The sequence below is a fragment of the Mucilaginibacter sp. P1_D10 genome (genome assembly GCF_056406215.1).
On sequence record NZ_JBFUAP010000008.1, the window covers coordinates 219,481 to 231,836 of the forward strand.

A 12,356-nucleotide genomic window follows, 5' to 3' on the forward strand; every position below is an offset into this window, starting at 1 on the left:
AGAGAACTTTCGGCCCTCTCCTTTTCTTTGCTTTTTACTGATCTTATTATTAAATCATAAAGAACGGTAGGTTTATAATTGGTTTAATAATGCACAAATATAATGTCTATAGATTTAGCAGACTAATATTTGTGCATATTTTTTTATTAACAAGCCAATAATTACCAACATTTGGGCAATTGTTGGTAATTTTCAGTGCAGGTATTTGCTTTTCAGTTGTCTAAGGAATTGCATTCCGCGGTTGAACAGGCTGCCTTTTCGGTTTTTGAGGAAGTATTTTATAGCCTCGTAGGCTTTTTTATCTTCTTTGATGGTATCCGGAAAATATTCAACGCGTTTTTGAGCTATCTGTACCCGATAGGTATCTTCTATATTAGAGTGCGTGCCGCTGCCATCGTGCCCTATATTGTGCACCAGCGACTGCGCCGGGTTGAGCGTTAGGCCACCGTTTAAAAATACAGATGCATACCAGCGGATGGCCCAGGAATTATTTTTGCCGGCCTTAAAATCCAATACCTGTTTCCAAAAATTCATGGTATGGTTGATGGAAAACCCGTCTATCTTTTCCTTGTCGAATTGCTGTATAAGCTTATCCACATCCGGTTCGAAATGGTTCCAGGCACGGGCCCAGGTTGCCCATCCCCAGCTGAATGCCGCCCGGAAGAAAAACGTTTCGGCCAGGGTTTTGTCCTTCAGATTGAACATATAGGCACTCAGGTGCATCACCTTCGGGTCATCGGCATACCGCGCCAGCCCATCGTTGAAATATTGGAGGGTGTGCGGCGATGATAGCAAATCATCCTCAAACACGATTACCTTACCATACTCTGCCACTAATTGCGTAACGCCTGCAATGATGGAATCGGCAAGGCCGAGGTTATGGTCCCGCGCTATCACTTTTACTGCTTTAAAACCCGTGGCATCTTTTGCCAATTGCCTCACCTGTTCCACGCTGGCTTTATCGGCATCGGTTTTTGCCCCATCGCTAAAAATAAACAASCGCGACTCTTGCGCCAGCAAATTCTTTTGCAAATAGCTGATGGTGCGGCGGGTATGCTCGGGCCGGTTATAAACAAACAGCGCTATGGGGGCGGGGTGGGACAATTATTGAATGAATTATTGAAATATATTGTAGTTTAATTTAACCGCAAAGGGCGCAAAGATCTCGCAAAGTTCGCAAAGGATTTGCAGTTGGTTAATAAGATTATAAATTAAATACCGTTTGCTACCCGCTTTATACCATCTTTTAATTTTATTACATTAAAGTTTATTAAGATGCCCAACTTGTAATTACCCAATTTTAGATAGGTTAGCGTTTGAGCCGTATGTACATCATTTAGAGCTGCAACACTTTTTATTTCTATAACTAACTTGTTTTCTATAAGCAGGTCAAGTCTATATCCACAATCAAGCTTTATTTCCTCGAATACAATTGGCATTGGCTTTTCCTTCTCCACAAATAACCCCGATTTGATAAGCTTATAATAGAAGCATTCTTTGTAAGCACTTTCTAACAAGCCTGGACCCAAGGCATTATGTACCTCAATTGCAAGCCCAATTGCTTTATTGGAAATTTCATTCTCTGTCATACTTAACGAGCATAAAAATTATCAGCTACACCACTTAATATTCAACTATCCAATCTTTGCGCCCTTTGCGCTCGCCTCCATACAGGTTTTTGCGCCCTTTGCGGTTAAATGACCGCTAAAGCTCTGCTGACAGTTTAAAATATATCAGCCTGCTTATCCGTCTTTTTGCAAAGCACGGTGTACGCATTTGCAAAACGCTCGTTCGTTTTTTCGCCACCCAATTTGCTCAGGGTGTTTTTGATGGCGTATTCTGCCGCTATCTTCATATTTGTTAGTGGGCTCTTCGGTTTCTTTTGGTTGATGTAGGTGTTGAATTTGGTTACTTCCGGCTCTATCATCGATGTGAGGTCTTTCTCAACTTCGTAGCCTTCTGTAAGTAACAGGTAACGCAGGCTGGTTGGCGTGTATATGTTGATGTGCCCATACGCCAAAAAATGCCTGATGTTTTTATCTACGTCGGCTTTATAATCCAGGGGTACCTCTATCACGAAATGGCGGCTCACGCGTTTCATTTCGCGCAGCAAAAGGCGCTCGTGCTCTACGTGTTCCAGCACATGCGATAGTATAATGAGGTCTATGCTGTCATCTTCGAAAGGCAATTTATACCCATCGAACTCCTGCACGGTTTTTAAGCCGTTGATACTGCGCGATTGGATGTGCTGCACGCCGCTATCGGATATCTCGACTGCGTGATATTCCGGTGCGAAATTTCGGTCCGAAAGGTATTTCAGGATACTGCCATCCCCTGCACCAACTTCTAAAACCTTGGTAAAAGTTTTGCCCGCGCAAACATCAATAATGTGCTGCGCTTTATACTTGGCGCCCAGCATGCGCCAGGCTTCGTCGTGCTTTTGGTAAAATTCGTCGTACGCGGTTTTTACGTTGCCGCTAATGGCAGATGGTTGCATCAATATAAATTTTTCTACTGAGGGCGTAAAGTTACGGTATTGCGCAAACGTTCAAAATGTTTTTATTTGCCTAAAATGGTAAACTCGGTGCGGCGGTTAAGCTGGCGGCCCGCAGGGTTATCTGCACCGCCAGGAAGCGTGTTTGGGGCAACAGGCTTACTTTCACCATAGCCTTTGGCGTAAAGCCTGTCCTTGCTGATGCCGCTTGCCAAAATATAATCCACGCAGGCCTGCGCGCGCAGTTGAGAAAGGTTAAGGTTGGCTGCATCGGGACCGATTGCATCCGTGTGGGCTGCTAATTCAATCTTCAGGGTTGGGTTATCTTTCAATATCTCTACCAGGTTATCCAACGCTACCTTCGCTTCGGGGCGCAAATCGGCCTTGTTATAGTCGTACAGGATATTATTCAATACGATCGGTTTTTTTACCACGAAGCCCTGCAAGCAAATTTGCTGGCTATACAAGGTATCGGTATTGGATGTGAGGTTAAGCGTTACGGTTTTAGTAAAAAAACCTTCTTTCTCTATCTTCAACTGGTAGTTGCGGCGTTGGTATATGGTTAAGTCATATGCGCCGCCGGCGCCCGGTTGGGCCGAACTGATGGACTGGCCCGAGCCCGCATCTACCAGGCTCACCTTAACACCCGTTAATGCCCCGGCCGAATCGCACGCTACAACGGTGCCGCGTATGTAGATGGGTTTTTCGTTCAGTACGAATACAGCGAGGCAGCAATCTGAGGCGCGGTCACTGCTTAGGTAGGCCTTATGCGCATCATCCGTATCCTGGAAGTAATAGAGGTCATCTTTAGAAGAATTTGCTGGGTACCCCAAGTTTTTGGGTGCCAACCATTGGTTGCCGTTAGCGAAGCTTTCGAAAAAATCGAACCCGCCTATTCCGGTAAAACCTTTAGAGCTGTACACCAGGCGGCTTTTAGCCGCATCGTAAAAAGGGGCCTCCTCGTCGTAAGCGGAGTTTACTCGGTTACCTAAGTTTACGCTGTTGATAGCATTGCCATCAGCATCAAGGTCGCTCATCCAAATATCATAGCCGCCTTGCCCACCAGGTTTGTCTGATGCGTAATAGAGGCGTTTGCCATCATCGGTAACCCGGGGCTGCATGGCGTTGTAGCCATCGGCGTTTACGTTTTTAAGTTTCCGCAGTACCGACCAGCCATTGCCGAAGTTGGCACTGTAGCATACCGCCAGGCTGGCTTTGCTGCCATTTTTGTTCCATGCGGTAAAATACATGCGGTTGCCTGCTTTATTGAGCGATGGCGTGCCGAACTCTGTATAGCTGCTGCCCTCGGCGGCAACTATTTTGCCGGGTACCAGCGGGTTGCCGGCCTCGTCTTTGTAAATATTGTTGAGGTATTTGTTGGCTGTTTTACTGTAGCTGGTTGAGGTGAGCCAGAACGTGCCATTGTTTTTGATGAGGGCGTAGTTGCCGCCTTCATTGTTCCAAGCCTCGTTTAATTTACTGGTGGTGGTATTAGTGGTGGCAGCGTATTGTTGCTTGGCCAGCAGGCTTGCCGCCAATTCGCGATCTGCCATTGCCTTAAATTTGGCATCGCTTTTAAACCCTGCCTTAATAAATTGCTGCAGCTGCGCTATCGAGGCGTCGAAGTGTTCGTTGGCCCGTAAGCATATGCCATACCATAAACGCGTTAAAGGGTAATCGGCACCGAAACCGTTGCTCAACACCTTCTCGTACCATTTCTCGGCGTTATGGTAGTTTTGGTAAAGGCGGTACGATTCTGCCAGGCGATAGTAAATAAACGGACGGTCTTCCGATATTTTCTTATTGTTGTCGTTGCGGCTTATATAGGTAGGGATGCTGAGGTTAACGGCTTTGCTGCTATCGGTCAGCTTTTCGTAATTAAAAGCGGCCTCAAAGTATTTGCCCTGGTCGAAACTGTCGTCGGCCTTTTTTTTGATTTCGCGGTACTGCGCATATGTGCTTGTGCATGCAAGAGCGGCCAGAAGCATTAATATTATCGATTTCATATATATACTTTGCGTTAAATCCTGGGGCAAACTTCAGCAGGGGCATTTGCGATTCGTTTACGGAAAACATAGCTGATAGAAAGCTCGAAGCCGCCCGCGCCGTTGGTGGCTGTGCGCAACTGCGATGTGTTGAAATCATAGCTCATGCCGATAACCAGGCTTTTTACATGGTAGCCTGCATTGGCCACGGCGGCATCGCCAAAGCGGTAAAGGCCACCTAATATTAAGCCGTTATCCTCATCCAGCTTTATTTCGGAGTATAACCCGAGGGCCTTGATACTGTTTTTTTGCTGGCTGATGTAAACCGCATGCGGCGTAACATCGAAACCTTCTGATGCTTTTATTTTAACACCGCCATGCGCATTGAACCGGTAAGGCAGCTTGCTGCTTACGCCGCCTGTAGTAAAGGGATTGCTGGGCGAGGTCAAGTGCGCCAGGCTTACGCCGGCAAATACGTTTGCCTTATGCGCTGGGTCGCCATCGAAATAAAAGATACCCGCGCTGGCATCAAAAACCGTGACGTTGGTGCTGGTAAAGTTTTCTAAGGTGGGGAGGTTGGGGTCGTACCCGCCGCCGGGGGTGTATTGGTTATCGGTTTGTAGCTTGCTTGGATCGAAACTTCGGTTGATGATGCCCGCCTGCACGCCGAAATGCAGCTTTTGCGTGCCGTCTGCCGATATGGCTACGCCATAACCGAAAGAGCCGTATCCTGCAAAATAATTGTAGCCTGCCGTGCCTGCGGCCTGGTTGATGATATTGAAACCCAGGCCCACCTTATCGCTGGCCCTGGTATCTAAAGAAATGCCGCCGGTTTTATAGCCATTGGGCAGCCCGCTCCATTGCTCTTTAAAGTTGCCGTTGATGCGGGTTTGCCCGTCGGTAACGCCGGTAAGCGCCGGGTTTAGCCACAGCGGATAAGCGTAATACTGCGAAAAGTGAGGATCTACCTGGGCTTGTAGCCTGGCGGTAGCCCCCAACAGCAGCAGAGATGTTATGAGTATGGATATCTTTTTCACCTGATTAATGTAATGGTGCCTTTTTTATTTATTTGCTTGCCGGTTTTCATGGTTGCCTGTACGTAATAAACATACACGCCTGCAGGTTCGGCTTTCCCTTTGAAGGTGCCATCCCAGCCGTTCTGCACGCTTACCGATGAGAACAGCAGTTCGCCCCATTGATCGTACACCGAGAACTTAAGGGTGTTGATGTTTTCGCTATGCACGTATGCAACATCGTTTTTCCCGTCGCCATTTGGCGTAAACGCGTTGGCAACGTATATCTGGTCGGCAAGCGGGTCTACGGCGGTAAGCGTTACCACGTTAGAATTGCTGCTTAGCTGGCAAGGTAATGGGCCGGTTGCTTTGATGATGACATTGACCGTTTGGCCGGGATTCATCCCTTGCACACCAATGGTTACCCCGGCATTCCCGGTGGCTACGGCCACGAATGTTTGGCCGTTATCCAGGCTTTGCAGGTAGCCTGTTGCATTTGGTACGGGTTCCCACCTGAAGGATACGCTTGTTGCCGTCACATCCAACGGGGTTATCACGGGTGCTGGTAATGGCTGTGCGAGCTGTAGGGTTGCAGGCGCGCGCGCCACAGAAACGCAGCCAGTGGCGTTATTGGTAGCCTCGGCATAGTAGGTGGTTGCGGCATTAACCGGCTGGGTAGTAAAACTTGCGCCCGTAAAAACGCTGTTGCCGCCTGTTGCATTGGCATACCATCTTATGGTGACATTATTATCGGTGCTGCTGGCAGTAAGCGTAGCCCCGCTACCTGCGCAAATGGTTGCCCCCTGTGCTGCTATGGATGGCGCTGCCAGGATATTTACCGTAACAGGCGTACGCTGCGATACGCAGCCTGTGGCGTTAGTTGCATCAACATAATAAACGGTATTGGTAGTTAAGGGCCCGGTTACGAACTGCTGGCCTGTGAATGCAGGCGTAGTACCTGCAGCTGTGCTGTACCATTTATAAGTCAAACCCACCTGCGGGCCGGCAATATTTAAAGTGGCCGGCGTGCCGTTGCATACCGATACCGGGTTGGTGGCCACGGCAGGGTTAGCCGGCATTTGCACTACGGTTACGGTAACGCCGGTAATCGTAGGAGATGTGCAGGTACCGTTAGAAGCCTCTACGTAATAGGTTTGGTTTCCGTTTAGCGGATTAGTGGTAAATGTAGCCCCAATAAATAACGTGTTGGCCTTGGCGGGCGAATCGTACCAGGTGTAGGTAAGGCCGGCATCTGGCGCGCTTACCGAAAGGTTTGCGTTGCTACCTGCGCATATAGGGGCAACGGCGGTCAATACCACGTTGGCGGGTTGCGGCAAAACGGTAATGGTTACCACGTTGCTCAATACGTTGCAAACGCCCGATGTTACCGACCTGCGGTAGTAAACCGTGCTGTTGGAGGCAGCGGGGTTATAATCTTTAGTTGTAGCGGCAGCAATATCTGTAAAAGTTACGTTATCTGCCGAGCGTTGCCATTGGTAGGTATAATTGCCGGTACCGCCTGTTGCCGTGCTGCCGGTAATTATGGCCGCATCGCCTGTGGCGCAAAATGAGGTTACCGCAGGAGCCGTAATCGTATTATTGCCGATGGCGGGCGTTACGTTGATAGCAATTACATTACTTTTTACCGAAGCCACGCATGTGCCCGATGATACGATGCGTTGGTAATAGGTAGTGGCGCTGACGGCCGCTGGGTCGTAATCTTTAGCGGTAGCACCGGCAATATCCGTAAAGGTTACGTTATCTGCCGAGCGTTGCCATTGGTAAACATAAACGCCATTGCCGCCTACAGGCGTTGAGCCGGTTATGCTGGCCGGGTCGCCGGTGCCGCAAAAGCTGCTTACTGCGGGTGCCGTAGCCGTATTGCTGGTTATTGCCGTTGAGGACTGCACAGTAACCTCATAATACGAATCATAAGCAATGGATCCGCCCGCTGCTGTAATTTGCCGGCGCAGGTTGAATGTTATGTCTGCAGCGGCATTGTTCACCAGTGCCGAGGTTTGGTAATTGGCAGCATTGATAGTGCCCGGAGCGTTTACCCAACTGCCGTTTTGTAGTACCTGCCAGGCTATTGTGCCGGCGGGGAGGGGGGTATCGCCTGCGATGGTATTGGCGGTGCCCGAACAAGTGGTAATCGCTTTGGCAACTAATACGGTTACTTTATAAACTATGGGTGCGCAACCGCCGCTGGCGGTATAGTTTACCGGATTGGTGAAATTTTGCGCAACACCCGATGCCGGCGAAAGCGCGCCGCTGTTGCTTACGACTATTGTTGGCACTAATGCGGTTACATTGGTGTTGTGCGGCACGGCAACGGTAACCGTTAGGTTTGCCTGATCAATAACCGCAGGCGCAATTTGCGGCGGCACGGTGAAACCGGTAATCTGCGTAATTGCGCTTGCCCCCTGCACGTACCTGGCTACGAAGCTATCGGAGGTGAAATTTTGGGCAGTGCGGTTGGTTACGGTACAGGCAGAAGGGTCGAAATTTACTGTAGAGCAGAACGACCCGCCCAGCACCACATCGTCAACGTTTATCACGGCAATCTCTATACCCAGGGTAAGGTTGCAATTTGGGCTGCCGGCGCTAAAGGCCCATTGGTAATTGCCGTTCAAATCGTATTTGGCCAGGTAAAAATCGCGTTGCCCATGGTCGGCCACATTGGCTACGGCTGCAGCAGGGTTAAAATCTATCGTGCCGGTAAAATAGCCGGTGATGTAAACATTCTTAGCCGTGTCGTTCCGTATCATGTAGTTGAACGAGCCCGCGTTGAAGCCGCCTATATCTTTGGCGAATGCGAAAGTGCCGTTGGATAAATACTTAGCCAGAAAGGTGTCCTGGTAGCCAGATAAATTTAAAACCGTGCTGCCATTGAAGGTAAGCGGCGTAGCAAAAGAGCCCGTAAAATAAATATCATCATTAGCATCTATACTCAAAGCCGAACCATTGTTGACGAAGCTGCCGCCGACATATTTAACCCATATCAATTTACCCGCAGGCGTGTATTTGGCGAGGAAAGGGGTATTGGAACCGAACGTAGGTGAGTTTTGATGCGCACCCAAAGGGTCGAAATCTACCGTGCCCGAGTACGAGCCGGAAACCACCACGTTGCCCTGGCTATCGATACCGTTGCCGAATACCTGCGTATCGCCGCCGTTGCTGCTTAGGTTGATGTCCCATTGCACCACACCCGCCGAATTGTACTTTATAACCAACGCACCGAAGCCGCCCGGGGCAGTTTCGGTATGGCTGCCAACGCTAATAGTTTGCTGGAAGATTGCCGTGGCTATTACGTTGCCCTGCGCATCGGCAGTCACCTGCTCGCCACGGTCGGTACCGAAAGCGCCATGCGTGTTTGCCCATAGCACGTTGCCATTGGTATCCATGTGGATAACGAAGATATCCTCATCGCCCGTGCTCGTCAGAAAAAATCCGCCTGCGTTAAGGCTTAACGACCTGAACTGGCCGATGATGGTTGGGTTGCCGTTAGCATCTATACCCATAGCATTCACCTGATCCAGATCGTTGCCGCCCATAGATACCGCCCAAACCAGCGTGCCATCGGCTTTGTATTTGGCCACGTAAATGTCATAGCCCCCAGCCGAGGTCAGGTTTTTTTGCCCTGCAGATGGGTCGAAATCTACCGTGCCGCTAAAATAACCTGCCACGTAAATATTGTTCTGGCCATCGGCAACCATGCCGGTCGGCTTGCTATCGCCCGCGCCGCCCATATCGTTAACCCATTTGGGGTAGGGCAGCTGGCAATAACCCGTTAGGGGCGATAATAACAGCAACAGGAAAAGTAATCGTAGTAAAGGTTTTATCATGTATTAATTTGTAACTAATATAATATATAATATCGAGAACCACGCTTGCTATTGCATCGCCGGCCCCGGCTTTTTCATTTTCAACTGTGTAAAGATTATCGTTTCTTTGCTGCTATGTTCAATCTCAAGAAAGCTATCTTAAAATATTTACCCGTACACTATTTTAAGGCCGTAAGCTCTTACTCGCAAGAAGGGGAAGACATGGTGCTCCGCTCTTTTTACGAGGGTATGAAAAACTATAAAGGCTTTTTTGTAGATGTTGGCGCGCATCACCCTTACCGCTTCTCTAACACGCAGCACTTTTACAAAAAAGGCTGGCGTGGTATCAACATAGAGCCTACGCCCGGTGCGATAAAAGCATTCAACATCTTCAGAAAGAACGATATCAACTTAAATATCGGCATCAGCAGCGTAAAGGATAAGCTTACCTTTTACTGCTTTAACGAACCTGCCCTCAACGGTTTCTCTAAAGAAATATCCGAGGAGCGCAACGCCACTTCCGCAAAATACCACATCACCAAGGAGGTGGATATCGAAACCTGGCCGCTATCCGAGGTGCTGGACAAACACCTGCCGGCCGGCCAGCAAATAGATTTTTTAACTATTGACGTAGAAGGATTGGATCTGCAGGTTTTAAAATCAAACAACTGGGCAAAATACAAACCATTGTACATCCTGGTGGAAGACCGTATAGATTTTGAAAACCTAACCAGTTCTGAAGTATACGCCTATTTAGAGAAACAAGGGTACCAGCTGGTTGCCAAAACACTGCGCACCCTGTTTTTTAAATACAATGCTTAGTGCTTAACGTACTTTTGCAAATAGTTGGTTTGTGTAGCCTGGTCCTTCCTCCATATGGTAAGTGAATCGGTTGTAACTCGCTGAATTTCGAAACTCCGCTCCAGGGCTGTGCCTTTATCCAGCAGCAACTGGCATCCATCGGTAAGACTCCACGTGCCATCTAAGGGCACGCCATCACTTACCCTGTTGTAAGATGCATTGGCATTAAGCTGGAAAAACCCGATAGGAAATATGGTGTAATAACCTGTTACACCGTTCGCGTCATAGCTTTCTACATAGATAGAAGTGTTATCCCAGCGATTTTGCAATTGCGCAAGGGTGGGGCACTTGTAGGCTACGTAATGCTGTGTATAAAGTTTGTTGCCCGCTTTGCGGCGTAGGGTCAGCGAGTCGTTAGTGAGTTTTAATACATCAAACTTTCGTTCAAGTGCCCCTTTAGGATCAAGCACCAGCTGGCAGCTATCGGTAATATCCCAGGCACCGCTCAGAGGCACGTTATCGCTTAAAACGTTATAGGTTGAGTTGCTGTTTAACTGAAAGTAGCCTATCGGGTGGATGAAGGTTTTGCTTTCAATTGCACCAGCGGCGTTGTAGGTATCAATTTCGGTAAAGGTGTTGGCCCATTTCTTAAAATAATCAACCTTATCATCGTAAAGGCAGGATTTTTTAAGATCATCAATAGCAGTCTGATCTTTTACACAAGAACTGAGTGCAGTGATAGCCGTTATAAATATGGTGTAGAAAGTAAATATTCTCCTCATTGTAAAAGATTTAGTTATTCAAATATAACCTATTCTTTTAAAGAATTATCTTTTAATGAAATAAATAAAAGCGATCTCAGCATCATAACCCCCTGTGCCCTCACCCTTGGAATAAGCAATATAAAAAAGGTGGAGCAGGCATAACCTATGAGTGTGGCAATGGCAGCCCCCATCATCCCCATCCGCGGTATCAATATCAGGTTGAGAACGATATTAACAATCGCGCCGAAAGCAGAGCGTATGAATGTAAGTTTCACATAATTTTCGGCAACTAAATATTGCCCGTTTGCTGCCCCCAAAAACACAAACACTCCCGACCAGATATGCACCGACAGCGTAGGTGCCGCATAAGCATACTCGGGCGTATAAATCTTATATATCAGGTGTGATGCAAAGGTAATAATAATAGCAGCCGGTACGCTCAGGTACACCATCAGGTCGTACAGGTTTTGCAGGCGTTTACGGTAGCGCTCCGCATCGTCGCGCCGGGCATTTAAAATGGCTGGGAAAAGCGATGTAACGATAACCGAGGGGACAAAATTCCAGGCCTCGCTTAGTAAAGCTACAGACGCGTATGCGCCGGCCTCTTTTACGCCGATGATGTTTTGAATCATGATAGCGTCTATTTTCATATAAAGCGCTACCATTACCCCCGAGATAATCAACGGCCAGGATAACGACAGCATTTTTTTAGCCAACGGGCTGCTAAAGCTCCAGTTGAAAACATTGCGGCCTTTGCGTTGGTAAGTGAAAAAATACCCTACAGAAAGGAGCAGGAAATCGAGCGCATAGGCATATATAAAATATACCAGCGGCATTTGTGCCCATATCAGCCAAAGTTTTATCAGGGCGGATATCAGCTTGCCCGTTACCTGCACTTGCATAATATATTTAGACTGCACTTCGCTTTGGAAATACGAATCGATAACGTTCAGTGCCTGCAACACCCCGATAGAGGAGAGTATTAATACAAAGTAATAGGGAGTGCCTTTAGCCGGATAGATCTGATAAGCCAGCCATATTAATGGTACACAGGCAAACCCAGCCATCGTTTTTAGCCAGAAAGAGGTGCCCAAAATTTGGTCCCGGTTTTTTGGGAACTGGTGTAGTTCTTTTACAATGAACTGGTCGAGCCCCAGGGTGGCGACGGCCGAAAAAAAATAAATATAGATGGTAGCCCCGCTGAATATTCCATTTTGCGCCCTGCCAAAGTAGCGGGTCACAAAAATACCCACTATCATATTAATAGCCAGGCCACCTACGCGCCCCACAAAAAGCATTCCCGTATTCTTAAAATACTTCTCAAGGGCTTGCTGGTCGAATCCTTTAATGGCGGGTATACGCATAGTTTGCGCAAAGGTAATGTTTTAGGTGAATGGTTGATTGAGTGAGTGGTGAATGGTTGTTCGAATTGGTACAGCATGCAAAAAGGCCATCCGTTAGTTAACGGACGGCCT

9 protein-coding genes are annotated in these 12,356 nt (G+C 48.0%); 1 reads left to right on the forward strand and 8 read right to left on the reverse strand.

What is annotated here, in order from left to right; translation table 11 throughout:
* Positions 1-192 precede the first annotated feature (192 nt).
* The 6 genes from AC1DYT_RS15110 to AC1DYT_RS15135 all read right to left on the reverse strand — a co-directional run bounded on the left by AC1DYT_RS15110 (position 193) and on the right by AC1DYT_RS15135 (position 9,337).
* The gene (locus AC1DYT_RS15110; RefSeq protein WP_477470411.1) at positions 193-1,104 is read right to left on the reverse strand and encodes a glycosyltransferase; all 912 of its coding nucleotides are present in this window, start codon (positions 1,102-1,104) and stop codon (positions 193-195) included.
* Positions 1,105-1,211: 107 nt separating this feature from the next.
* Complete coding sequence (locus AC1DYT_RS15115; protein WP_477470412.1) at positions 1,212-1,589, reverse strand: GxxExxY protein; 378 nt, start codon at positions 1,587-1,589, stop codon at positions 1,212-1,214.
* Between the two features lie 134 nt (positions 1,590-1,723).
* Positions 1,724-2,497, reverse strand: coding sequence for a class I SAM-dependent methyltransferase (locus AC1DYT_RS15120; RefSeq protein ID WP_477470413.1), 774 nt, complete (start codon positions 2,495-2,497; stop codon positions 1,724-1,726).
* 62 nt (positions 2,498-2,559) lie between these two features.
* A complete protein-coding gene (locus AC1DYT_RS15125) occupies positions 2,560-4,500 on the reverse strand; it encodes an OmpA family protein (RefSeq protein WP_477470414.1) in 1,941 nt (646 codons plus the stop codon).
* 14 nt (positions 4,501-4,514) lie between these two features.
* Complete coding sequence (locus AC1DYT_RS15130; protein ID WP_477470415.1) at positions 4,515-5,516, reverse strand: PorP/SprF family type IX secretion system membrane protein; 1,002 nt, start codon at positions 5,514-5,516, stop codon at positions 4,515-4,517.
* On the reverse strand, positions 5,513-9,337 hold the full coding sequence (locus tag AC1DYT_RS15135; protein WP_477470416.1) for an Ig-like domain-containing protein: 3,825 nt from the start codon (positions 9,335-9,337) through the stop codon (positions 5,513-5,515). The genes AC1DYT_RS15130 and AC1DYT_RS15135 overlap by 4 nt, the downstream gene beginning before the upstream one ends.
* 114 nt (positions 9,338-9,451) lie before the next feature.
* On the opposite strand from AC1DYT_RS15135, the gene AC1DYT_RS15140 reads away from it, so the two are divergent.
* On the forward strand, positions 9,452-10,138 hold the full coding sequence (locus AC1DYT_RS15140; RefSeq protein WP_477470417.1) for an FkbM family methyltransferase: 687 nt from the start codon (positions 9,452-9,454) through the stop codon (positions 10,136-10,138).
* Here AC1DYT_RS15140 and AC1DYT_RS15145 read toward each other — a convergent pair.
* Both AC1DYT_RS15145 and AC1DYT_RS15150 read right to left on the reverse strand, forming a co-directional pair.
* Entirely contained in the window at positions 10,135-10,899 is a 765-nt protein-coding gene (locus AC1DYT_RS15145; RefSeq protein ID WP_477470418.1) for a hypothetical protein, read from the reverse strand. The two genes, AC1DYT_RS15140 and AC1DYT_RS15145, sit on opposite strands and share 4 nt — an antisense overlap.
* Before the next feature lie 29 nt (positions 10,900-10,928).
* Positions 10,929-12,245 carry a flippase gene (locus AC1DYT_RS15150; protein ID WP_477470419.1) on the reverse strand — a complete coding sequence of 439 codons (1,317 nt, stop codon included), beginning with the start codon at positions 12,243-12,245 and terminating at the stop codon, positions 10,929-10,931.
* Positions 12,246-12,356: the final 111 nt, after the last annotated feature.

Excerpts from the sequence above, each read along its gene's own strand:
- AC1DYT_RS15115 (WP_477470412.1), bottom strand. The coding sequence starts at position 1,589 with ATGACAGAGAATGAAATTTCCAATAAAGCAATTGGGCTTGCAATTGAG.
- AC1DYT_RS15120 (WP_477470413.1), bottom strand. The coding sequence starts at position 2,497 with ATGCAACCATCTGCCATTAGCGGCAACGTAAAAACCGCGTACGACGAA.
- AC1DYT_RS15125 (WP_477470414.1), bottom strand. The coding sequence starts at position 4,500 with ATGAAATCGATAATATTAATGCTTCTGGCCGCTCTTGCATGCACAAGC.
- AC1DYT_RS15135 (WP_477470416.1), bottom strand. The coding sequence starts at position 9,337 with ATGATAAAACCTTTACTACGATTACTTTTCCTGTTGCTGTTATTATCG.
- AC1DYT_RS15140 (WP_477470417.1), top strand. The coding sequence starts at position 9,452 with ATGTTCAATCTCAAGAAAGCTATCTTAAAATATTTACCCGTACACTAT.
- AC1DYT_RS15145 (WP_477470418.1), bottom strand. The coding sequence starts at position 10,899 with ATGAGGAGAATATTTACTTTCTACACCATATTTATAACGGCTATCACT.
- AC1DYT_RS15150 (WP_477470419.1), bottom strand. The coding sequence starts at position 12,245 with ATGCGTATACCCGCCATTAAAGGATTCGACCAGCAAGCCCTTGAGAAG.